The 23,173-nt window shown below is 67.9% G+C and carries 20 protein-coding genes and 1 pseudogene; 10 read left to right on the top strand and 11 right to left on the bottom strand.

Translation table 11 applies throughout. The annotated features are described in order from the left end of the window. Positions 1 to 45: 45 nt before the first annotated feature. From ACIBCN_RS09445 to ACIBCN_RS09460, 4 genes are all read left to right on the top strand, one after another. Positions 46 to 672, top strand: a complete 627-nt coding sequence (locus ACIBCN_RS09445) for an alpha-ketoglutarate-dependent dioxygenase AlkB (RefSeq protein WP_396991018.1) — start codon at positions 46 to 48, stop codon at positions 670 to 672. A 61-nt stretch (positions 673 to 733) separates the two neighbouring features. Continuing rightward, positions 734 to 1,183, top strand: coding sequence for an SgcJ/EcaC family oxidoreductase (locus tag ACIBCN_RS09450; protein ID WP_396991020.1), 450 nt, complete (start codon positions 734 to 736; stop codon positions 1,181 to 1,183). A gap of 236 nt (positions 1,184 to 1,419) precedes the next feature. Beyond that, positions 1,420 to 2,133 (top strand): HD domain-containing protein, encoded by a 714-nt coding sequence (locus ACIBCN_RS09455; RefSeq protein WP_396991021.1) that lies wholly within the window; start codon positions 1,420 to 1,422, stop codon positions 2,131 to 2,133. Positions 2,134 to 2,216: 83 nt separating this feature from the next. After that, complete coding sequence (locus ACIBCN_RS09460; RefSeq protein WP_396991022.1) at positions 2,217 to 3,029, top strand: lysostaphin resistance A-like protein; 813 nt, start codon at positions 2,217 to 2,219, stop codon at positions 3,027 to 3,029. Between the two features lie 14 nt (positions 3,030 to 3,043). Here ACIBCN_RS09460 and ACIBCN_RS09465 read toward each other — a convergent pair whose 3' ends face one another. Continuing rightward, the gene (locus ACIBCN_RS09465) at positions 3,044 to 3,619 is read right to left on the bottom strand and encodes a TetR/AcrR family transcriptional regulator (RefSeq protein WP_396991023.1); all 576 of its coding nucleotides are present in this window, start codon (positions 3,617 to 3,619) and stop codon (positions 3,044 to 3,046) included. Positions 3,620 to 3,700: 81 nt separating this feature from the next. On the opposite strand from ACIBCN_RS09465, the gene ACIBCN_RS09470 reads away from it, so the two are divergent. After that, entirely contained in the window at positions 3,701 to 4,681 is a 981-nt protein-coding gene (locus ACIBCN_RS09470) for a zinc-binding alcohol dehydrogenase family protein (protein ID WP_396991024.1), read from the top strand. A gap of 241 nt (positions 4,682 to 4,922) precedes the next feature. Here ACIBCN_RS09470 and ACIBCN_RS09475 read toward each other — a convergent pair whose 3' ends face one another. The 3 genes from ACIBCN_RS09475 to ACIBCN_RS09485 all read right to left on the bottom strand — a co-directional run bounded on the left by ACIBCN_RS09475 (position 4,923) and on the right by ACIBCN_RS09485 (position 12,693). Next, positions 4,923 to 6,155: an FAD-dependent oxidoreductase gene (locus ACIBCN_RS09475; RefSeq protein WP_396991025.1), complete on the bottom strand. Its 1,233-nt coding sequence runs from the start codon at positions 6,153 to 6,155 to the stop codon at positions 4,923 to 4,925. A gap of 151 nt (positions 6,156 to 6,306) precedes the next feature. Further along, positions 6,307 to 6,867 carry a DUF4334 domain-containing protein gene (locus ACIBCN_RS09480; protein ID WP_396991026.1) on the bottom strand — a complete coding sequence of 187 codons (561 nt, stop codon included), beginning with the start codon at positions 6,865 to 6,867 and terminating at the stop codon, positions 6,307 to 6,309. 87 nt (positions 6,868 to 6,954) lie between these two features. Then, complete coding sequence (locus ACIBCN_RS09485; protein WP_396991027.1) at positions 6,955 to 12,693, bottom strand: TIR domain-containing protein; 5,739 nt, start codon at positions 12,691 to 12,693, stop codon at positions 6,955 to 6,957. 27 nt (positions 12,694 to 12,720) lie between these two features. On the opposite strand from ACIBCN_RS09485, the gene ACIBCN_RS09490 reads away from it, so the two are divergent. Then, the gene (locus tag ACIBCN_RS09490; protein WP_396991029.1) at positions 12,721 to 13,977 is read left to right on the top strand and encodes an SLC13 family permease; all 1,257 of its coding nucleotides are present in this window, start codon (positions 12,721 to 12,723) and stop codon (positions 13,975 to 13,977) included. A 26-nt stretch (positions 13,978 to 14,003) separates the two neighbouring features. After that, the gene (locus ACIBCN_RS09495; RefSeq protein ID WP_396991030.1) at positions 14,004 to 14,522 is read left to right on the top strand and encodes a Clp protease N-terminal domain-containing protein; all 519 of its coding nucleotides are present in this window, start codon (positions 14,004 to 14,006) and stop codon (positions 14,520 to 14,522) included. Between the two features lies 1 nt (position 14,523). Here ACIBCN_RS09495 and ACIBCN_RS09500 read toward each other — a convergent pair whose 3' ends face one another. From ACIBCN_RS09500 to ACIBCN_RS09530, 7 genes are all read right to left on the bottom strand, one after another. Further along, positions 14,524 to 15,399: an inositol monophosphatase family protein gene (locus ACIBCN_RS09500; RefSeq protein WP_396991031.1), complete on the bottom strand. Its 876-nt coding sequence runs from the start codon at positions 15,397 to 15,399 to the stop codon at positions 14,524 to 14,526. Next, on the bottom strand, positions 15,381 to 16,067 hold the full coding sequence (locus ACIBCN_RS09505) for a hypothetical protein (protein WP_396991032.1): 687 nt from the start codon (positions 16,065 to 16,067) through the stop codon (positions 15,381 to 15,383). Before ACIBCN_RS09505 ends, ACIBCN_RS09500 begins: the two co-directional genes overlap by 19 nt. Continuing rightward, a complete protein-coding gene (locus ACIBCN_RS09510) occupies positions 16,067 to 16,957 on the bottom strand; it encodes a hypothetical protein (RefSeq protein WP_396991033.1) in 891 nt (296 codons plus the stop codon). Before ACIBCN_RS09510 ends, ACIBCN_RS09505 begins: the two co-directional genes overlap by 1 nt. 298 nt (positions 16,958 to 17,255) lie before the next feature. After that, complete coding sequence (locus ACIBCN_RS09515) at positions 17,256 to 17,519, bottom strand: YciI family protein (RefSeq protein ID WP_396991034.1); 264 nt, start codon at positions 17,517 to 17,519, stop codon at positions 17,256 to 17,258. Then, positions 17,516 to 18,022 carry a transcription antitermination factor NusB gene (gene nusB, locus ACIBCN_RS09520; RefSeq protein ID WP_396991035.1) on the bottom strand — a complete coding sequence of 169 codons (507 nt, stop codon included), beginning with the start codon at positions 18,020 to 18,022 and terminating at the stop codon, positions 17,516 to 17,518. The genes ACIBCN_RS09515 and nusB overlap by 4 nt, the downstream gene beginning before the upstream one ends. 106 nt (positions 18,023 to 18,128) lie before the next feature. Next, entirely contained in the window at positions 18,129 to 18,692 is a 564-nt protein-coding gene (gene efp, locus ACIBCN_RS09525; protein ID WP_396991036.1) for an elongation factor P, read from the bottom strand. 47 nt (positions 18,693 to 18,739) lie between these two features. After that, the gene (locus ACIBCN_RS09530; RefSeq protein WP_396991037.1) at positions 18,740 to 19,867 is read right to left on the bottom strand and encodes a M24 family metallopeptidase; all 1,128 of its coding nucleotides are present in this window, start codon (positions 19,865 to 19,867) and stop codon (positions 18,740 to 18,742) included. Between the two features lie 233 nt (positions 19,868 to 20,100). Between ACIBCN_RS09530 and ACIBCN_RS09535 the strand changes: the two genes are divergently transcribed. The 3 genes and pseudogenes from ACIBCN_RS09535 to ACIBCN_RS09545 all read left to right on the top strand — a co-directional run. Continuing rightward, positions 20,101 to 20,568 carry an A24 family peptidase gene (locus ACIBCN_RS09535; protein ID WP_396991038.1) on the top strand — a complete coding sequence of 156 codons (468 nt, stop codon included), beginning with the start codon at positions 20,101 to 20,103 and terminating at the stop codon, positions 20,566 to 20,568. Between the two features lie 332 nt (positions 20,569 to 20,900). Then, positions 20,901 to 22,112 carry a chorismate synthase gene (gene aroC / locus ACIBCN_RS09540; RefSeq protein ID WP_396991180.1) on the top strand — a complete coding sequence of 404 codons (1,212 nt, stop codon included), beginning with the start codon at positions 20,901 to 20,903 and terminating at the stop codon, positions 22,110 to 22,112. Continuing rightward, a pseudogene (locus ACIBCN_RS09545) lies at positions 22,109 to 22,627 on the top strand (shikimate kinase); the annotation flags it as partial. The gene aroC and the pseudogene ACIBCN_RS09545, both read left to right, overlap by 4 nt. Positions 22,628 to 23,173 lie beyond the last annotated feature (546 nt).

The following is a 23,173-nucleotide window of genomic DNA, read 5'->3' on the forward strand; positions in this document are numbered from 1 at the left end:
GATTGTCGCTAGCACATACGTTCGATTACGAGTAGATTCGCTCGCATGTCGACACCGCTGCAGGGATCACTGCTCGACGGGTTCGGTGATACCGAATTCGGGTCGCTTCGCGCCGCGCACCGCACGGTCCTCGATCACGGGGCCTGGGTGGATGTGCTGCCCGGCTGGCTGTCGGGCGCCGACGCGCTGTTCGATCGGCTGGTCGGCGATGTGCCGTGGAAAGCCGAGCGACGTCCGATGTACGACCGCGTGGTGGACGTGCCCCGACTGCTGAAGTTCTACGAAGAGCACGAGCCACTGCCCGATCCGGTACTGGCCGACGCGCGGGCGGCCTTGAGCGAGCACTACCGCCGCGAACTCGGTGAGTCGTTCCGCACCGCAGGGCTCTGCTACTACCGCGACGGACAAGACAGCGTCGCCTGGCACGGCGACAATTTCGGCCGCGGCGCGACCAAGGACACCATGGTCGCGATCGTGTCCATCGGCGCACCGCGCGCGTTGCTGCTGCGTCCGCGCGGCGGCGGCGAGAGCCTTCGATTCCAGGTGGGCCACGGCGATCTACTGGTGATGGGCGGCTCATGCCAGCGCACCTGGGAGCACGCGGTGCCCAAGACCCGAAAGCCGACCGGACCGCGGATCAGCATCCAGTTCCGCCCGCGCGGGGTTCGCTGAGCGCCGGGCGGTGCGAGCCACGCTTGACCTAAAGCGATGTTCAGGTTCAATGCTTGACACCATGAGCACCAAGACTTCTCAGCCGCCGGTGGTCGGCGATACGACCGTCGACCACACCGCCGATATCGCGGCCATCAAGCGGATCATCGGCAACGTCGAAGCCGCGTACAACACCAACGACCCTGAATTGATGACCGCCGATTTCACCGCGAACGCCGCCGTCGTCAACGCGGTAGGCGCACTGATGACCGGTCGCGACGCGCTCCTCGAAGCGAACCGGCGCGGACTGTCCGGCTTCCTGAAGGACGAGTACGTCCGCTACGAGGTCACCGACATCACCTTCCTCCGCCCGGACGTCGCGTTCGCCCACAAGGTCGCCCGAGCCACCACCGCCGACGGCGAACTCGTCGACATCGATCACGCGATGATCGCTCTCTATGTCCTGGTCAAGGAAAACGACCGCTGGTGGACAGCGGCCAGGCAGAACACCTTGACCCCCAAGACCGAATGACCGCACGTCCAACCCCCAGCGCCGCGACATCTCCGAGGGGTGCGGCGCTGGGACGTTGGACCGAGGAAATCCGCACTCTTACTCTGGATCCGTACTCGGAATAGGGACTCGGACTACTGCCCTAGAGTCGGTGCGGATCCCGAGTTAGAGTGCGGATTCTTCGGTAGCGGGCGAGTGGCAGGCGGTGGCGGAATTTCCGCGCGACGTGGGGCGCGCGACGCCGTTAGATTGACAGGATGAGCAATCCTGGGGCGGGAGTCCTGGCCGTGATGCCGCTGCATACGATCAGCGAGGTCTATGGCGAGGCCGGTCTGCGCGAACGATTACTGCTGGAAATCGCGGAGCTGCCGGACGCGGATCGGGTCACCGAGGCACTCGAGCTGGCCACGGAATTGCATCGCGACGACCGCTACGGCCGCGAACCGTATCTCAATCATCTACTGCGAGTGGCGATTCGGATCATCAGCCACTACAAGGTCGCGGACGGCGAGCTGGTCGTCGCCGGCCTGCTGCACGACTCCGTCGAGGATCATCCGGCGGAACTGGCGGGCGACCGACCGGGTCCGCCCACCGAGGCCGCCCTCGCCGAACTCGCCGACCGGTTCGGCGAGCGCGTGGCGGGGCTCGTCGCGGCCGTCACCAATCCCGAACCCGACCCGTCGATCGACCGGCACCTGCAATACCGCGAGCACGTCGCCGCCAACCTCGACCGGGACCCGTGGGCCAGGATCATCAAGCTGTCCGACTTCACCGACAACGGCGTCGGCATCCTGTACGCGACCGGCCCGGCCATGCACCGCCTCGCCCTTAAATACCGCCCGCTCACCGCGATCTACCGCGACCTCGTCACCCGCCCTGACACCTCCTTGGCCGACGACGTCAAACAGCACATCCTCGACCAACTCGACAGCGCGGACCAACGATTCGAGGCCATCCTCGCCAGCGATTGATCCGTCGTCCTTTCGGAGGACATTCGGCCGATATCCGGCCCGCCGGGGCCGAACGCGCCGCCGCTGATGACATCGTGATGCGCATGCGATCAAGGTCCGGCGACTTCCTGCTGGCAGCGGGGCTCCTGGTGTTCGCCGCAGCGGGGGTGACGCTGCTCTGGACGGGGCACACCGCGCTGCGCTACTCCGCCGACTCCGACGACACGCTGCCGCTGTGGGTGATCTGCCTGACGGTGTTCGGTGGACTCGCCGTCGCCCGGCTGGTGCCGCCGAAACACCGCGACGACAGCTTGTTGCCGAAGGATCCGCGCACCACGCGTCAGGCCTGGTGGCTTTTCGCACTCGGCCTGGCCTTCGCGGTCGGCTACTACCTCTCCCCCGGCGGCAACGCGTGGTTCCTAGGCCTGAAACTGACTGTGCTGCTTGTCATTCCGCTGCTCTTCCGGCTGACGTCCTGGCGCGAAGGGTATCGAATCGGCACCCGAGGCCGCTGGCTTCGCCCGGCGCCCGCGGTGCTTGCCTTTCTGGCCCTGTTCACGCTGTTCGGCCATGACTACACCGGCGCCCGACCGGATCCGGTCGTCGTACTGTCGGTGTTCCTGCTGAATGCCGTGCTGGAGGAAACCTTCTACCGAGTCTGGCTACAGACCCGGCTGGAGGCAAGCTACGGCCGCTGGCCCGCGATTGTGCTGAGCTCGCTGCTGTATGCGGCCTGGCACGTAGCGATCCACGGCGGCAACGGTTTCGGCATCGACCTCGCCACCGCCCTCGTCCATCTAGGCGGCTATGGGGTATTCCTCGGCTACTTGTGGTCTCGGTACCGAAATCCCTGGCTGCTCTTCCTTGTTCACGGCATCATCAACCTGCCCATCCCCATGCTTGCCGCAATGTGGTGATGGCACAGGCTGTTTCATGGTGTGCGCACCACCGACTCGATCAGTTCGCGAACAGCGGCGAGCAGCCGCTCGGTCTCGCCGGAACGAACCATGACGTGCACCAATTCGCCGCCGATCGCGCCGAGCAGCAGCCTGCCGACCGCTTCGGCGTCGAGATCGGGCCGCGCCTCGCGCAGCAGTGCGGTGATGTGGTTGTCCCAGAACGCGTGGAACTCCCCCGTGCGCGGATGCGGTGGCACCGTGCGGTAGGCGACCATGAGCTCGGAGTTATCGATCACCAAGCGCGTCATCGCGTCGAAATAGGCGAGCAGCCGCGCATCGGCCGACGCGCCGGGCCCCAGCGGCGGCGGCCCGCTGGTGATCGCGTCCATCAGCGTGAGCGCGCTCTCCTCGACCATCTCGTGCAGCAGCCCGGCGCGATTACCGAAGCGATGAAAGATGGTGCCCTTCCCCACGCCGGCCGCGACGGCGACCCGGTCCATGGTGATCGCCTCGGCCCCGTGTTCGGCGAGCAGCGCGGTGGTCGCGTCGAGAATCGCGCGCCGGTTACGCGCGGCATCGGCCCGTTCCTTCGGACGCCCGTCGGTCATCGCACTCGCTTTCGTTGACAACTTGACCGCCGGTCCATATTGTTGCGGGACAACTGGACCGACAGTCAACTTATGGAGTTCATGATGAAGGCAATCGTAATGACGAGCACCGGCGGGCCCGAGGTACTGGTCCTCCAGGAGGTCCCGGCGCCGCAGGCCGGACCCGGCGACGTCGTCATCCGCGCCGAGGCGATCCCGGTCCTGTTCCCGGAGACCATGCTGCGCTCCGGCGCGTTTCCGCTCGGCGTCGAGCCGCCGCTGGTTTTCGGTTTCCAGGCCGCCGGCGTGGTGACCGAGGTGGGCGCGGACGCGGATCCCGCGCTGATCGGCCGCCGAGTGGCCGTGGCCACCATGGGTTTCGGCTCCTACGCCGAATTCGTCAGCGCACCAGCCGCTTCCGTAACCCTGATCCCGGACGGCCTGTCCTCGGTCGACGCGGCCGCGGTCCTGATGAGCGGTTCGGTGGCCCTCCCCCTGCTGGAAACGGCCGCACTCACCGGCACCGAAACAGTGCTGATCGAGGCCGCCGCAACAGGTATCGGCAGCTACCTCACCCAACTCGCCAAGGAGTACGGCGCGGCCCGCGTCATCGCCACAGCGGGCGGCCCCGCGAAAGCCGAACAGGCACGCAAGCTCGGCGCCGACGAAGTAATCGATCACAACGACCCCGAATGGCCCGCCCGCCTACGCGAAATCCTCAGCGGCGTAACACTGGACGTAGTCTTCGATTCGATCGGCGGCAGCACCGCCCTGGACCTCCTCGACGCCATGACGCCCCTGCGCGGCCGAATGCTCAGCTACGGCTGGCTTTCCGGCGCCCCCGCCCAACTCACCGCCACCGACCTGATCACCCGCGGCCTGACCCTCACCGGCTGCGCGGGCCCCGACTGGCTGTCCCGAGTAGCCGACGCCCGCGCCGCAACCCTGCACCGCGCCGCCACCGGCACCCTGAACCCATTGATCGAAGCGGTCCTCCCGCTGGACCAAGCCGCCCACGCCCATCAACTCATCGAAAATCGCGCCCCACTGGGTAAGTACATCCTCCAACCCACCCACTCGTAGCCGCGCCAGACACATTGCCGCGCAGAGGTTCTCATCAAGCGCACGAAATTGCCAACTGATTCGTGCGCCGCAAGACAAGACGTGCGCGGCGGCCCGCACGAGTTGGGTTTCACCGCAGGCAAGCAGAACTTGCGCACGGTAGCGGTCAGTCGGCCCAGCACGGTGCCGCGCACCGACTCTCGCGCCGCGCACGGAATTGCCAACTGATTCGTGCGCGGGAGAATAGCTGGCACGCGGCGGGTTAGGCGGGGCGGCGGGCGAAGGTGGGGGCGTGCTCAGGGCGGATGCCCCGGGCGACCAGGAAGGGTGGGATGCTGCGGATTACGGGGATGCGGCGGAGGATGCGGATCGGCCGTGGCGCTCGGGGAGAACCGGCGATGTCGACGCTGCCCGCGAGGGCCGGTTGGATCGCGCGGGCATGCAGGAAGCGTTGGATGCCTTGGGTTACCGCGGTCGGCAAGGATCGGCGGCGCTGGACACGAGCCAGGTCGCGGGTGCTGACGGTGCCCGCGATCAGCGGCGCGGCCAGGATTCTCGCCGCGGCGACGGCGTCCTGGACGGCGAGGTTGATACCGACGCCGGCCACCGGGGACATGGCGTGCGCGGCGTCGCCGATGCAGAGCAGGCCGTCGGTGTACCACGTGGTCAGGCGATCGAGTTGAACGTCGAGGAGTTTCACCTCGTCCCAGCTGGTGAGGGCGTCGACACGGTCTTTGAGCCAGGGCACCGAATCGGACATGGTACGCATGATTTCCTCGACCGGCCCGCGCCGCGTTGCCTCATCGGTGCCCTTGGCGATGAGGGTGGCGCACTGCCAGTAATCGCCGCGGTCGAGCATTACCGCGGCGCGGTGCGCGGTGACGATGGGGATGGCGCCCGCGGGGTCTATGTCGGTGCGCGGCAAGCGGAACCACCACACGTCCATCGGCGTCGGCCAACTGCGCGACGGCAGTCCCGCCGCCGCACGCAGTACTGAGGCCCGCCCATCGCAGGCAACGGTGAGGTCGGCGACGATCTCGCCGACCGCGCCGTCGGTGGTCCGGTAGGCGATGCCGGTGACCTTGCCTTCCGACCAAACCAGTTCGGTCGCTTCGGTATTCATCCGCAGGTGGAAGCTCGGTTCCTGGTCGGCGGCGCGGGCGAGTAGATCGAGTAGATCCCACTGCGGCACCATGGCGATGTACTTGTGCTTACCCGGCAGATTCTTCAGAGAGGCCAGGGTCTGCAGTCCGCCGAGGGTCGGCAACGCGACCTGATCCAGTTTGCGCGCGGCCAGTTTCGCGAATTCCGCTCCGAGCCCGAGCTCATCGAGCAGGTCCAGGGTGGTGGGATGCACGGTGTCGCCACGGAAGTCGCGCAGGAAGTCTTTGTGTTTCTCCAGGACGGTGACGTCGACCCCGGCGCGGGCCAGGAGCAATCCGAGGATCATCCCGGCCGGGCCGCCCCCGACCACCAGGCATGTCGTCTGTTCCATCGACTGTCCCTCCTCGGTCACCGCAAGGTCCCCCCTGCACCAAGAATTCTACGCTTGGTGAATTCCGCGCGATGCCGATTCGGGCCGAAATGGGTTGTCGCGGCCCGCAATCCGAGGCGGACCACGATCGACGGCCGTCAAGTGCCGTTGATCAGGAAGCCACATCCTGCTGCAGGATGAAGAAATACGGCTCGGTCATCCCCCGCATATCCATCACCCCGAGCAGCGTGCGCTCATCGACCCGCCGGAAGTGATCGACGATCGGCAGGTGGTCATAGATCATCGCGGCACTGACCACGCCGCGATACTCCACATTCCGCAAACGCGCTGTCGGCCGCTGGGTTTGGAACGCGAACCGAAGGTAGCCGAGCACCTTCTTGCCCGTGCGCACCCCCGCCATCGGCAGCCGCCCGGCCAGGCCGAGCGGCACCCGGCGCGGATCGACCGGAAAGACGACACCATCGACGGCGAACAACAGCGGATGCACGGTGTCCGCGTCATCGAACTGCTTGCCGTACCACCCCGACGCGACCAGCACACCGGCCAACGCGTGCCCGGTATCGAGCTCATCGCCCGTCCAGCGCCCGGTGGTGATCTCGGCGAACGGCACCGCGGGCAAGCTGTCGAACAACGCCAACGCCTGCTCAGCGGTGCAGCGGTGAGCCCGGAGCGTCGCCAACTCGGCTGCTCCCGTCCCCTTCGTTTCGGCCATGCCAGGTCTCCTCACTACGGGGGCAACGTTGCACCGATGACACTATCTCTGTGTCATAGCCGACGTCGATACAGCTCGAGGCAAACCTCAGAAGGCCGCGTCCAGCGGCAGCTGCCGCACCTCCGGCAGATACGGATCCAGCTCGCCGGACTCGAACCGCGACATGCCGATCACCTGCCAGAACTGACCCGCGATATTGCCTTCGAACTTGTATCGCCCGTCGGGCGCGAGGGCCGCCCACCCTTCCGACAGGCCGAGCAGCTCCGCGCGAATGGTCGGCGCGGTCTCCACATCCGGATAGTCACCGCCCGGCACGGTCCACAGGATCGTGTTCCCGTCGTCGCCACCGCTGGCCAGCAGCCGCCCGGACGGGTGGAAGGCCAGCGACCACACCTGCCGCTTGTGCCCCTCCATGGTGTGCAGATGACGCCCAGTTGCCATGTCCCACAGGCGAACCACCAGATCCTCGCCACCGGTGGCGAGGATGCCGCTCTGCGGGTCGACCGCCGCCGCCCACAGTCGCCCGGTGTGCCGGGTCAGCTCGTGCAGGCTCGCGCCGGAGTCCACGTCCCAGATCCGCACCGTCATGTCCCACGAGACGCTGGCCAGTCGGTCACCGTGAAAGACCACCCCGTAGACCCGGTCGCGGTGGCCGTCCAGCTCACGCAGTAGCCTGCCGGATTCGACGTCCCACAGCCGCACCACCGAATCGTCACAGCCGGTGGCCATCACCGTGCCCTCGGCGTTGAACGTGATCGACCGCACCCGTCCGTGGTGCTCCGCGCACACCATGTGCAGCGCGCCGGTGGTCCGCGACCAGATGATCACCGTGTCGTCGTCGTTGGCGGTGGCCACGTAGTGATCGGTGGGGTCGAAGGCGATCGCCCAGACGGGCGCGGCCTCGACATTGATGTGCCGCTGGAACTGCCCCGTATCGAGGTTGAGCAGGCTGAGCTTGCCGTCGTTGCCGACCACCGCGAGTTGCTGCGGCTGCTTGCGGCTGAACAGCGCCGACTCGAAGGTCACCAGCCGGTCCGCGCTACCCGCCAGGCGCCGAATCTGCTTGACCGTCACCGGATCCCAGAGCCTTACCAGGCCGTCGTTGCCACCGGTCGCCAACAGCGTGCCGTCGGTGTTGAAGGTCACCGACCTGACCTGCCGACCGTGCCCGGTGAGTACGTGCCTGCACACCCCGGTCACCGGATCCCAAAGCCGCGTGGTGAATTGGTCGTCGGTGACGGCGAGCTGCCCACCGTCAGGCCGGAAGGCGAACGGCCAGATCGATCCGGTGTGCGCGGTGATGCGGTGCCGCAGTTCAGCTGTCGTGCTGTCGCGCAGGCAGAGCAGGCCGGCGCTGTCCCCGGAGGCGAGCAGATCGCCGGTCGGATCGAAGGTGACCCAGTAGATGGCGGCGTTGTGATCGGCCGGCGCATGCTTCGACCGGCCGGTCTCGACATCCCAGATGCGCAGCCCGCCATCGGTATCGCCGCTGGCCAACAGCGGCAGCCGCGGATGGAAGGCCAGCGTGTACACCCGTCCGGTGTGGCCGGGCAGCTGGCGAATCAGCTCGCAGCGCACCGGATCCCACAGCGCGACCATGCCGCGGACATCGCCGACCGCGAGCAGGTCACCGGCCGGATTGAAGGCGATCCGGAACACCGCGCCCGTCGCGCCGACGAATTCGCCACGCTCGCGACCGGTTCCGGCATCCCACAACCGAACCTTGCCGTCGCGATACGCGGCGGCGACCACGCCGTCGTGAAAAGCCAAGCTGAAGATCAGTTCCCGGCTGCCGTCCGCGGGCGCGCACTCGTGCCGCAGATCGCCGCCAGGCAGCGACCACAGCCGCAGCATCCCCTCGGCGTCGCCGGTGGCCAGCAGGTCACCCGTGCGATTCAGCATGACCGGCCACGGCCATTGGCTGTGCCCGTGCAGGATTCGGCGCAGCTCACCGGTCGCCACGTCCCAGATGCCGACGGTGCCGTCGCTGGAACCGCTGATCAGCACGGTATCGGTGTAGGCGACCGCGAACGAACGGTTGCGATGTCCCTGCAGGGTGCGCAGCGGCCGCCCGGTCTCGCTGTCGCAGATCAGCACACCGCCGTCGTCGCTGCCGATGGCCAGGGTGCCGCCGTCCGGGCTGTAGGCCAGCGGCTGCGGCAACCTGCCGTGCCTGGCATGAAACCCGTGCCTGACCCCGATTGCGGCAGGGGCGAATTCGGTCTTGGCCACCGCGCCCGGCACCAACGCCGCGCCGCGCAGGTCGGTGCCCGCCGGGGTGCCGATGACATCGAGCAGTGCCGCGCGGTTCCAGCGGCTGCCGGTCCCACGCGACCCGGTCAGGTCCGCACGGGCCAGCCGTGCCCTGGTGAAGTCGGCGTCGGTCAGATCCGCGCCGACCAGGCTCGCCTCGTCCAGCCGAGCCCCGATCAGGCGCGCGCCGCGCAGTATCGCCCGGTCCAGGTTCACCCCGACGAGGCGGGCACCGGTCAAGTCCGCGCCGGTCAGGTCGACCTGCTGCATGTCGCGATAAGAAAGGTCCTCGCCCACCAGGATCGCGCCGCGCAGGTCGGCGGTCGACGCGGTCCGCAGGCGGGTGGTCAGCCGAATCGCGTTGGTACGGGACACCTCATCGGCGGCCGGGTCGTCCAGCACGCCGTCGGCCCAGGCGCGCGCGACCCGGACATCGGCGAGATCGCAGAGGAAGTCGATGGACAACTGCGACAATTGGCCATGCGCGAGCTGCGCCGGTGCGGCCGCACCGGCGGCGAACTGCTCCGCGATATGGTTCGCGACAAGCCATTCGGTCACCGACGAGTGGATGAAGCCGAACAGATTGTCCTCGGTCCGCACCAGCAGACTGCCGGAACCGATGGCATGCGCGGACTGCTGCACCGACATCCGGTTGGCACCGGTCATCTCCATGAGACCCTGTGCCACCTCGGTCAATTCGGCGAGACGCAGATACGGCTCGCCGGTCTCCCAGATACGCAACGCGAATTCGGTGACCGCGAGCCACAATTCGTGCAGACCGAGGCCGGGCAGCGAGCCCGCGGTCGCCGCGGTGCGACCCGTCTCATAGGACAGCCAGGATTCGAGGATCTCCCGATACAGTCCGGCCGCGCCGACGGCCTGCTGGGCGCCCGCCGCGGCCCGCAGCCGCCGCTCGTCCAGATCGGCGATAAAGCTGAGCATGCGCGGGTTCTGGGCCAGTCCGAGCAGGTCCTCGATGCCGGTGATCAGCCGCAGTCTGGCATCCGCGCGCCGCACGTCGCCGCCGTAGCGATTGGTGAGGAAGGCGTGCACCTGCGCGGGCGCGAAGTCCTCGATATTGAGGATCTGCCGGTCTTGGAGCAGCCCGACCCGCTCCCCCAGCGCGGTCAGCACCTGCGCACGCGACTCGAAATGCTGCGTGCGGCTTGCCACAATGATCTTCGCCTTGCCGACGGCGGCCTGCAGCAGGGTTTCCAGATGGTCGGCGGCGAACTCGTAGCTGATCCGGGTGACGAGTTCGTCGAAGCCGTCGAACAGCAGCACCACGCGGCCCTCACGGAGCATGTAGCGCAATGCTTTCAGGTCGATCCGGTCCTCGCCGTGATTGGCCAGGTGCGCGGCCACCAGGGCATCCACCGAATGCGTCTTGTCCAGCGTGCGCAGGTCGATCAGGATCGGGATCAGCACGGGCATGGATTCGGTGATGCGGCGGGCCAATTCGTGCAGCGCGAAGGTCTTGCCGCGCCCGAAATCGCCCAGCACCAGGACGAATCGGCCGTGATCCGCCGCGACCAGGCGCAGTAGCTCGGCGACGAGATCGTCGTTGACCAGTTGATCGCCGTGTTCGAGCGTCCGGAAACGTTGCGGCACATAGAGATCGGGCGGGTATCTGCGGTCGGTACGCAGCCGCTCGACCTGCTGGGCGAGGTAGTCGTCCAGATCGAGCAGTCCCTGGAATTCGGTGAAGCTGCGCACCCGCAGGCCGTGGCTGGCGGCCTCGTCGCGCAGCGAACGTGGCGGCGGCGCACCGCGATAGACGAGTTCGGAGCCGTATTCCGGGTCGTTGCCGAGGAATTCCTCGACCACCTGCCTGGTCATGTCACCGACGTGCACGCCGACGCGCCACTGCGCGGTGACGTCGTCGCGCTGATGGGTGATGAACAGATGCGGCGGATCGGTCTCGACGCGGCGAATCCTGGCGTCCGGGTAGCGGGTTTCGCACACCTCGGCCACCCGTTGCAGCAGGCGCCCGTGCGGGTCGACGATGGCGGGGGCGTCCGTGGCCGGTTCGTCGGGCCCGGTGAGTTCCGGCATCGTGTTGGCGGCCAGTGCCGCAACGGCATTCGTCCATGGCGAGGCCAGGCGCGCGGTGGGATCCGCGGGATGTGCCGCGGTAGCCGAGTATCGGGCGAGGCCGTCGGTGGTCAGGTGGATGATCTCGTCGCGGCCCGCCGCCCCCGCGGGGATGACGGGCAACCTGCCGTCCAGCCGATCCAGGTGCGGCCCACCGGGACCCGGCCCGTGCAGCAGCAGGTTCAGCCGCCCGCCGAGCAGCCGGGACAGCGTGTCCGCGTCGCGCAGCAGGGCCGGATCGCGCGGCGAGGCCGCAGGGCCGGGCAGCGGGTCGTGTCGGACAACGCCCAGTCGCAGCCAGCCGTTCTCCTCGAACGCTCGCAGGCGCTCGGCGAACCAGGCGGCCTGGGGTTCGCCGATCCGGCCGTAGTCGTCGTCGGGCAGGTGGGTCGCGGCCATAGTCGAGTTCAAACCCGCTACCACCACCCGCAATTCGGGGATCGGGAACAGCGTCCACGGCTGGCCGACGTCGAACACGAGATGGTCCAGGCCCTGATACAGCTCGGCGAACAGCCGCGCGTACTGCTCGAGCTTCGGGAAGTACGGCGGCTGCGGCTTGCGGTCGCGCGCTTCGCAATTCAGGAAGTAGGCGTGACACGCGACCTTGGAGACGTCATGGTTGCCCGGCACCACGATCAGCCGGTCCGGTTCGAGTCCGAGCAGCACGCGCAACCCGGTCAGGAAAATGAGCGCCTCGTCGACCTCACGCGGGCGGCCGGATTCGGTGAGATCACCGGTCACCACGATCATGTCGGGTTTCGGCACGCCCTGATCGACCAACTGGGTGACGTTCGCGTAGATGCGGGATTGTAGTTCGCGCGCGGTGCTGGGCTCGTCCTGCGCGAACAGGCCACGGCCGAAGCGGGGACCGGCCACATGCAGCACGCTGACGCCGGAGCGGTGCTCGTCGCGGCGCGCGCCGCCGGGAAAGGCCGGGGCCGCAACGGGAGTGCGCCGGTTCAGCGGCGATTCGACGGGACCCGCGTCGTCGTCGGCGTAGCGGTCCGGTAGCGCGGCGGTGCCGAGTTCGTTCGGGAACCGTGGTTCTTGCTGCGGTTTTCCACGGCCCGCGAGCAGGTGGCGCACCCGCTCCATCAGGATGCGCCGCGCCTGCTCGTCGGTCGGCACGTCCACCAGGTCGATGTAGGTCAGGGTGGCGAGCAGACCCTCCAGCGCGCAGTCGGCGACGCGGATCGGCAGCAGCTTGCCGGGGTCGGTGCGGAACGCGGCCTGCCATTCCATTGTCCCGTAACGCGATTCGAGGTAGTTGTCGGAGAGCACCGCGAGCACCACGGCCGAATCACGCACGCCGCGATCCATGAAGTCGATGAAGTTGGTGCCGGGCACGAAGTCCCAGGCCTGGATCAGGGTGCGATAACCGGAACTCTCCAGTTGCCAGGCAAGCCAGGTGGCCCACCGTTCATCCGCCGGGGAATAGCTGATGAAAAAGTCCCGCGCCCGCCCGCCCTGCTGTGTCACGCCCCCAGTATGGCCTAGGCCAATAACATGGCAGGCGTGCCCGAACAGGTCGACTCCTCCGAACGGAACGCCACGGCGGCGGTGCGGCGCCCGCGCTGGGGCCTGAGCGTGCTGGACTTGGTCCGCATCGGGCTGCTGCTCGCCGGACTGTTGTGCGTGCTCACCGGGCTGCTGCCCAGGGACGAGGCCGCCGACAACATGCGCCGCATCGGCCCGCTGCTGCTGTTCCTCGGCAGCGTGATCGTGCTGGCCGAGCTCACCCGTCAGGCCAAGGTATTCGACGTGATCGCGCACCGGCTCGCCATCCTCGGACGCGGCTACTACCCGGCGCTGTTCGTGCTGTGCGTGCTATTCGCGTCCGCCACCACGACCCTGTTGAACCTCGACACCACGGCCGTGCTGATCACCCCGGTCATGCTCGCGCTCGCCGTGCCCGCGCGCATCCCGCCGCTGCCACTGGCCATGACCACCGTCTGGCTCGCCAATACCGCCAGCCTGCTGCTCCCGGTCTCCAACCTCACCAATCTGCTTGCCGCCGATCGGGTCGCGCTGACGGCGACCGGATTCGCCGCGAAAATGTGGGCGCCCCAGCTCGTTTCGGTCACGGCGACGATGCTGTGCCTGTGGCTCTGGTATTGGCGGCGCGGACGCCGCGACACCGACCGATACCTGCCGCCCGAGCCGATCCGACCGCAGAACGCGAAAGAACGGGTGCTGCTGTATACGACGGCGGGGGCCTGCCTGCTGTTCATCCTCGCGATTCCGTTCGTCGGCAACAGCATCGGTGTCGCCGCGACCATCGCCGCCGCCATAGCGGTCATCGCCTTCGCGGTGTTCGACCGTGCGTCGCTGCGGTTCTCGCTGATTCCTTGGCGGTTACTGGTTTTCGTCGTCGGCCTATTTCTGGTTGTGCCCACCCTCGGCCGTCTCGGCCTCTCCGACTTGATGCATACGTTGATCGGATCCGATTCCGGTGCGGCGGGTGCCTTCCGCGCGGCCGGCGCGGGCGCGACCCTCTCGAACATCGCCAACAATCTCCCCGCCTACACCGCGGGTGAGGCGGTCGTGCCGCCCGAGAACCACAATCAACTACTTGCCTTGCTCATCGGCACCAACATCGGCCCGATCGTCACCCCGTGGGCCTCCCTCGCCACCCTGCTCTGCCTGGATTTCTGCCGCACCCACCACGTTCGCGTGCCCATGCTCCGCTTCGTCCTCACCGGTCTCGGACTCGCCGTAATCGGCACTACCGGCGCCGTCGCGGCACTGCTTATCATCGGATAAAAGCAGTTTCGGAGGGGGAATCAACAATGGACAACGTCGACTTCACGGTGACCAATGTGTTCGATATCAGCGGACGCGGCGTAATAATGGTCGCGGGCCGCCTGGCTTCCGGCGTTATCGAGGGGGGCGATATCCTCTACGACTCGATTACCGGCGCCCGAATCACCGTGGCGGGCTTGGAATTTCACGGCGGCCGCGAACCCGACGAACACGTGCTCGTCGTCCCCGCCGACGAGGCCGACCGCATCCACATCGACCAGCACCTGACCGACCAACGCCCCGACGACGGCCTCACCCGAACCCCCCGCCTGCTCCGCATCCTCGACGCGGCCCCCGACATCGCCAAAGCCCAGGGCCACGACTACGTCGGCGTCGAACACCTGATGCTCGCCATCCTCGCCGACCCCGACGCGGTGCCCACCCAGCACCTACGCAAGCTGGGCCTGGATCCGGACAACATCGCCCAGACATTGCAGGAGTACCTGCGCGAGATGGTCAGCAGCGCTGAGGATTTCACCGACGGGTATAAACCTCCGTCGCAGTGACTCAGCCGGGTAGGCCGGTGACGGTCACTGCCGCGGCGGACTTCACCAAGAGAGTGAGGTCGGACATCATTTCGGCGCTGCCCGCGATGAAATCTATTTCGCCGGTCGGTAATTCGAGGCGCTCGTCAAGGGTGGTGCCGTGGAAGTCGGTGATGTGCATGCCCGCTTCGCGGGCGAGCAGGGCGCCGGCGGGGAGATCGATGAGGCCCGCTCGGTAGCCGACGAAGCCGTCGATGTCGCCGTTGCTCAGCATGACCCAGCACAGCAAGGGTGACCAGAGTTGGATCAGGCGGCGGGAGGCCGATTCGAGGGTGAGGCGCAGGGCGCGGGCGGTGGGATCGGCGCGGGCGACCGGGTAGCCCTGCAGCCACGCGAGGACGGGGGCGGAGGCGGCGGGGCGGTGCGCCGGGTGCCACAGCGGGCCGCTCGGGCCGTGCGCGCCACGGCCGCGGATAGCGGACCAGGTGCGGTCGGCGATCGGTTCGTGCACGACGCCGAGGACCGGTGTTCCGTTGTGGCACAGCGCGATACCAACGGTGCAGACCGGCAGGCCGATGGCGATGTTGTTGGTGCCGTCGAGCGGGTCGATGACCCAGCACCAGGCATCGTCGACACTGTCGATGACGCCGGACTCCTCGGCGAGGATGCGGTGGCCGGGGAAGGCGGCGCGAATGTGGCGCAGGATGATGTCTTCGGCCAGGAAGTCCAGGTCGGTGACCACGTCGCCGGTCGGGTCCTTGGTGCTGATGGTCAGCGCGTCGAGCAGCCCGGCGCGGATCGCGTGCCCCGCTTCGACGGCGGCCGCGGCGGCGACACCGGCCGCGCGGTCGAGCAGCGTGTCCGGCAGTACCTGGTTCATCACGTCGCCCGCTCGCATCGGTTCTCCAGTTGCTTCGGCAGGGGTTGATCCCGCAGATGGGCGAGCACGGTGTGCGCCGCGCGCCGGGTTTCAATGGCGGTGCACACCGTGCGGTGCACCCAGTGGTCGGTGGTGGCGAGCAGGCCGAGCGACAGATCGGGGCGGCCGCGGTTGTCCTCGCCGAGGACGACGGTAGCCGCCTCGCCGTGCACGTCGGACACGTGGAACGCACCGTGTGGCAGCGTATACACCTCGCCGGTGTGGAAATCCTCGCGGGAGCGGGTGCGGTAGGTGACCAGCTGTGGCGTCGCGCGCACCAGATCTCCGGCCGCGGCGCTCTGGATCTCGAACAGGCGATGGGTGGGATACGCGGGAGCGCTGAGGATTTCGATGATCTCGTTGCCGACGGTGCCGTACAGCACGGTGCTGAGCAGGTCCCAGCTGTGCGCGTGCATCTTGGACGTGGTCGGGTCGGCGCGCACCCCCTCGGTCCAGACGTGCACGCAGATGCCGAGACCGTCACCGCGCCAGGCGGGAAAACACAAGAAGCCTAACGGATGTCGCACCGCGAGCAGCTCGGAACTACCGTCGACGACACCCGCGAGCACGTCACGGGCCCACCTCCGCACCGCGGCCCCGGTGCTATCGGAGCCGATCAGCGTGCGCAGGCGGGCATATTCGTTCACTAATACGGGTTCCTCGGTTGCAGCGCGCGACGCACGATGTCGGCGACGTCGCGATCGGTGAACGCGGCCGGAAGTTCCAGCGAGAGCAGCTGGAACAGGCTGCGCACCTGGTCGACGGTCGGCTCGTCGGACAGCGGCAGTTCCTCGCTGCGGCTCAGCGCGACCTGATGCGTCTGCTTGAAGCTGGCGACCAGTTCGCGGTTGAAATCGCGGTAATACGGCTTGTCCCGCTCGAACATCAGCGCAGGCGTGTTCGGATTGTCTTGGGTGACAATGACGCAGCTGGACGACAGGTCCCAGCGGAATGTCGTCATCACCGTCGACAACCCCACGTCGATCGTCAGGAACGTGAACCGCTGCCGGTACCAGCAGGCGGCCAGCACCGTCGCGAACGCCTCCTTGCGGGTGCGCTCGGTGGTCCACAGCTCGCCGGTGCGATCGGCCTCGGGCGAGAGCGAGGAACGGAACTGGGCGTAGGTCTTGCACAGCACTTCGTTGGTCGGGTCGAGGATCTCCAACTGCATGCGCAGCGGCCGCTGTTCGCGCCGCGCGTTCTCCACGCACTCGCGCAGCGTCACCGCCCGGATGTAAGTTCCGGTGCCGCCCTTGAAGATCCACTGCTCGGTGCCGCGTCTGGCCAGGGTGTGCGCGTGGCCGATCTCGGGCCCGTACAGCAGCTGCACCGACGTCGCGTCCCGCATCGCCTTCGAGGACAGATGCCGGTCACGCAGCAACGTGGTCGCCAGCAACGCGAGGACGAGCAGCACCGCCGCGTTCACGTTGTCCACGGGAATCACGTCGATGACCGTCAGCAAGCCGACGGTCACGGCGAGCACCAGCGCGACGAAACCGTCCACGTTGTTGCGCAACCAGATCAGCAACCGCGCCATGCAGCCCTCCCCTCTGTTCCACCCAGGATAGAGGCAGCCGGACATCCGACGCGAAGGAAACCAGAAGTCGTGCGCGCCAACGGCAATGCTCGCGGGCGTGGTTCAGGCCACAATCACTCGACTTGACCTCGAGTGCGGTTGAGGAACCAGGATGGGACGCGGTCGTCGAACTACCCATTCGATGACAGCAAGCCCGGATGCCACGGCATCCCGCTCCCGCCGGTTCCCCGTACACCCCCGGCGGGAGCGCAAGGGCAACGAAACAGCCGCACACTTTCGGTGTGCGGCTGCGTTGTGCTCAGTTCGGGGTGGTTGGTTCCCACTCGTACACGGTGACGTCCGAGGAGCCGGTGGTGTGTACCGGGTCGGCGAACGCGAGTTCCCGTGCGGCGTCCAGGTTTTCGGCGGCGATGAAATATGCCCCGCCGGTGCCGTCGGTGAAGCGCGCGCTTTCCACCAGGTGACCGCGCTCGCTCAGCTGCTTCAGGAAGTCCTTGTGCGGCTGCAGCACGGCGGCGTCGAAGCCCGGCGTGCGCATCGCCATCACCAGATACTTCTTCACGCGTCGGTCTCCGGACGCGACGCGCGGGTGGCCGCCGCCGCGGCGCGGACCTGCGGCGCGATCAGCACGACCTGGCCGAGCACGCCGTTCACGAACGACGGGGAGTCGTCGGTGGACAGCTCCTTGGCGAGCTCCACCGCCTCGTCCACCGCGACGACCGGCGGAACGTCGTTGGCGTGGAACAATTCCCACACCGCGATCCGCAGGATGGCGCGGTCGACGGCGGGCAGCCGGGACAGCTCCCAGTCCTTGAGGTAGGACTCGATGGTGCCGTCCACCCGGTCGAGGTCGTCGGCCACGCCCTCGACCAGCGTGTGCGTGTAGGCGTGCACCGGCGCGACGGCCTGATCGCGGGTGGCCAGTTCGACCCGCTCGTCGAGCAGGTCGGCCGGGTCCACGTCGCGTGCCTCTGCCTCGAAGAGCAAATCAACGGCTCGGCGGCGGGCTTTGTGCCGCGTGCCGAGCTTCTTGAAGGACTTCTTGTCTACCGGCTGTTCAGCCACAGTCACCATTATCTCAGTCGCTGTTTCTCATGGCGGTAGGAGCGGGCCCTGCGTGGTTACGCTGCGCTACCGCCTCCGGGCCTGACCCTCCCACCGCGTGCGGCGATCAGGCGTTGACTCGGCCGAGGTAGCTGCCATCACGCGAATCGATGCGCAGCTTGTCGCCGGTGTTGATGAACAGCGGGACCTGCACCTCGGCGCCGGTCTCCAGGGTGGCGGGCTTGGTGCCGCCGGTGGAGCGGTCGCCCTGCAGGCCGATGTCGGTGTGCTGGACCTGGAGTTCGACCGTGACCGGAAGCTCGACGTAGAGCGGGGCGCCCTCGTGCGTGGCGACCTGCACGGTCATGTTCTCCAGCAGGAAGCGCGCGCCCGGGCCGATGGTCTCCTCGGAGATGGAGATCTGGTCGAAGGTGTCGCCGTCCATGAAGACGTAGTCCGAGCCGTCGTGGTACAGGTAGGTCATGTCGCGACGGTCGACGGTCGCGGTCTCCACCTTGACGCCCGCGTTGAACGTCTTGTCGACGACCTTGCCGGACAGCACGTTCTTCAGCTTTGTCCGCACGAACGCGGGACCCTTGCCCGGCTTGACATGCTGGAATTCGATAATCTGCTGCAGCTGATTGTCGATTTTCAGCACAAGGCCGTTCTTGAAGTCGCTGGTGTCCGCCACTGTCCTCGGATCTCCTAGTTCGTAAACAACATGTTGGTCAGCCGACGTCAGTCGACGACGGTCAGGTCTTTGCTGGTGTTGGTGAGCAACTCCGGGCCCCCTTCGCGCACCACGAGCGTGTCCTCGATCCGGACCCCGCCGCGGCCGGGAAAGTACACACCGGGTTCGACGGTCACCGCCACGCCAGCAAGAAGTGTACCGGTTCCGTTTTTGGCGATGCCCGGCGCTTCGTGGATCTGCAGTCCCACCCCGTGCCCGAGGCCGTGCACGAACAGCTTGCCGTGCCCGGCCGCCTCGATCACCGAGCGCGACGCTGAGTCCACCTCGTCGACCTTGACACCGGGGCGCAGCGCCTCGCATCCGGCCCGCTGCGAGGCCTGGACCAGCGCGTACACCTCGCGTTGCCAGTCACTCGGCGGGCCGAGCACGAGGGTGCGGGTCATGTCCGAGTGGTAGCCGCCGATCATCGCGCCGAAGTCGAGCTTGACGAAATCGCCCGCGGCGAGCACGGCGTCGGTCGGCCGGTGATGCGGCACAGCCGAATTGACGCCCGCGGCCACGATGGTCTCGAACGACACCGCGTCGGCGCCGTGCTCGAACATGGCCCATTCCAAGTCCCTGGCCACCTGCTTTTCGGTGCGGCCCGGCCGCAGCAGGCCGCGCTCGAGCAGGGTGGCGAGTCCGCTGTCGCCCGCCGTGCAAGCCGCCCTGAGCTGGGCGACCTCGTAGGCGTCCTTGACCATGCGCAACTGCTCGACCAGGCCGGGAGTGGCGACGAACTCCAGTCCGGTGCACTGATCGACGAAGCCGCGGTGCTCGTCGACGGTGACGATGTGGCTCTCGTAGCCGATCCGGCCGAGCTGCCACTCCCCGGCCAGCTCGACGATCCGGCGGGCGGTGGCCCTGGCGATCTCGGCCCGCAGGTCGGGTACCTGCTCGGCGACCTGGGTCAGGTAGCGGCCGTCGGTGCCGATGACCGTGCGCTCTTCGGCGTTGCGCATGTCCCAGGAGTGCACGAGTAGCGCCGCGTTGGATCCGGTGAACCCGGTCAGGTACCTGAGGTTCACCAGGTCGGTGACCAGTAAGGCGTCTACCCCGTTTTCCACCAGCAGACTCCGCAGCGCGCCACGCCGCGCGGCGTAGTCGGGCGCCTGGCCCGCGTGATCAGCACACATGGTTCAAAGCTACCGCCGACACGCCGTATCTCCGCATGCAACACGTGTACCGGCCCGCGCCACCGCGCTGACCCGGTGGTGACGATCTTGGTGACGATCACGGAATGCCGTTGGCGCTGGCGAATTTCCGTACCGGACGGCATGCGGAGGGCGGTTGTTCACATGTCGCAAAGCTATCCACATTCGGGTGAAGAGGGGTTGTCTCGCGCCACGATCGGACAAGAGTGGACGGCATGCCGATTGTTGCCTTCGCCGCCCTCCTCGCGTGGTGTGTTGTGTTGAGCGTCATCGATTTTCGGCGGCGGCGACTGCCGAATCCGCTGACCGGAGGGGGTGCCGTCGCGGTGTTCGGGTACGCACTGTCCACAGCTCAATACACAGCCGCGCTCCTGGGTGCGGTGCTACTCGCGGTGCCCTATCTGCTGGTGCACCTGGTGCTTCCGGCGGCCTTCGGTGCCGGAGATGTGAAGCTTGCCGTCGGGTTGGGCGCGGCGGCGGCACTCGGTGGTGGACAGGCGTGGGTGTGGGCGGCACTCGCTGCGCCGTTGCTCACCGCGTGCGCCGGGATTGCCGTGCTCGGACTGCGTCGAATCCGAACGCCTACCGACTTGCCCGAAGCGCCCCACCGAATCGCGATACCGCATGGACCTGCCATGTGTCTGGCGACGATATGCGCGCTGGCCACCGCGGCTGCCGGATGATCGGGCTGACTCGAATGCGACCGCCCGCCGAATATCCGCACCGCGCGGACCCGCCCATCCGCCTGCCCGCATCGAATCCGAGTCCCGCCGACTTGCCCGATGCGTCTCACCGAATCGCGATACCGCATGGACTTGCCATGTGTCTGGTGACGGTATGCGCGCTGGTCATCGAATGCCTGATGAGGCGCGGGTTCCGCCGCCACCGCCTGGCACCCGCGGTTCGCGGAGAGGGGTCGGCACCGCGCGGGTCGAACAGGGGTGTGCCGAACGTGCCAGCGATCACTGCGGGCCGAGTGCCTGAGCAGCCGCGCCGACATGGGAAGATGGACGGCGTGTTGCGCTGGATAACTGCCGGAGAATCCCACGGTCCCGCTCTTGTCACCATCCTCGAGGGGATGGTGGCCGGTGTCGAGGTCACGTCCGACGAGATCTCCGCGCAGTTGGCGCGCCGCAGGCTAGGGTACGGCCGCGGCGCCAGGATGAAGTTCGAGGCCGACAAGGTGACCGTCGTCGGCGGTGTCCGGCATGGCCGCACCATGGGCGGTCCGGTCGCCATCGAGATCGCCAACTCCGAGTGGCCGAAGTGGACGACGGTCATGTCCGCCGACCCGGTCGATCCGGACGAGCTCGCCGAATTGGCCCGCAACGCCCCGCTCACCCGGCCGCGCCCCGGGCACGCCGACTACTCCGGCATGCTCAAGTACGGCTTCGACGACGCACGCAACGTGCTCGAGCGAGCCAGCGCCAGGGAGACCGCGGCGCGAGTGGCCGCGGGCACCGTGGCACGGAACTTCCTGCGGCAGGCGTTCGGCGTCGAGGTGATCTCGCACGTCGTCTCGATCGGCACCGCGCAGAACACCACCGGTGTGGTACCAACCGCGGGCGACCTCGCCGCCATCGATGAGAGCCCGGTGCGCTCGTTCGACAAGGACGCCGAGGCCGCGATGATCGCCGAGATCGAGGCCGCCAAGAAGGACGGCGACACCCTCGGCGGCGTCGTCGAGGTGGTCATCGACGGCCTTCCGGTCGGGCTCGGCTCGTTCACCAGCGGCGAGAACCGGCTCGATTCGCGGCTCGCGGGCGCGCTCATGGGCATTCAGGCCATCAAGGGCGTCGAGGTCGGCGACGGTTTCGAGACCGCGCGCCGGCGCGGCAGCCAGGCGCACGACGAGATGAAGCCCGGCACCGACGGCGTGCTGCGCTCCACCAACCGGGCCGGCGGCCTGGAGGGTGGCATGACCAACGGCGAGGCGCTGCGCGTGCGCGCCGCGATGAAGCCGATCTCGACGGTGCCGCGGGCGCTGGCGACCGTCGACATGACCACCGGCGAGGAAGCCGTCGCCATCCACCAGCGCTCGGACGTGTGTGCCGTGCCCGCCGCGGGCGTGGTCGCCGAATCGATGGTCGCGCTGGTCGTCGCGCAGGCCGCGCTGGAGAAGTTCGGTGGCGACTCGCTCGGCGAGACCCTGGAGAACATCACCAGCTACGTCAAGCGGATCAGCGACCGCCCGCACAACGCGACCGCTGACACCAGCACGCCATGATCGTGCAGACCGATCCGCGCGCGCCGCGCGTGGTGCTGGTCGGACCGCCGGGCGCGGGGAAAACGACGATCGGCCGCAAGCTCGCCAAGGAGCTCGGCGTCGAGCTGTACGACACCGACGCGGGCATCGAGCGCGAGACCGGTCGCACCATTCCCGAAATCTTCGCCACCGACGGCGAACCCGAATTCCGCAAGATCGAGGAGCGGGTGGTGCGCCGCGCGATCCTCGCCGAGCGCGGCGTCGTCTCGCTCGGCGGCGGCGCCGTGCTGTCCCCGGACACCAGGGCGCTGCTGCGCAATCGCACCGTCGTCTACCTGGAAATCAGTGTGGGCGAAGGACTCCGCCGCACCGGGGCCAGCACCAACCGGCCACTGCTCAACGGCGCCGACCCGGCCGCCAAGTACCGCGAGCTGATGCGCATGCGCCGCCCGCTCTACCGCGAGGTCGCCTCGATCCGGGTGCGCACAGACGGTCGCAGCCCTGGCCGCGTCGTCAAAATGGTCTTGGCCAAGCTCGGCGTCGAACCCGCCGATCCGGGCAACGGAACGGACGTCGACTGCACGGATCTGCCCGCGACTCCGCAGGCAACGACCACCGAGAACACCGGAACACCACAGGGCAGCAGCCGGTCTCGGGCCCGGCGTCGGGCGCGGGCACGTGCCGCCGCTCGCCGAGCGGCGGCTGTGGAAGCGGCAGGCGAGGCGATTCCGACCGGGAAGGCCGCCTCGAACACGGGTGGCCGCAGCTGGCGCACGCGTCGCGCCGAGGCGGTCGCCCAGACCGGCGAGACCGCGGCGGCGGACGGCTCGGCAGCCGGAGCGCCTGCGACCGACGGAACCGCGGCGGCGAAGTCCACGGACGGCTCGAGCTCGACCGGGCGAGGCTGGCGCGCTCGTCGCACGGCCGCGCAGGGCGAGACCGACACACCCGCCGAGTCGGACGGCGCGGAAGAACCCAGCAAGAGTTCGCGATCCAGCGGACGAGCCAGGCGGGCCAGGGCCAGGCGCGCTCGCGTGCGGGCCCGCAAACACCAAGAAGCAGCAACAGAATCGGAGCAGACG

Source organism: Nocardia sp. NPDC051052, assembly GCF_044456045.1.
GTDB lineage: Bacteria > Actinomycetota > Actinomycetes > Mycobacteriales > Mycobacteriaceae > Nocardia.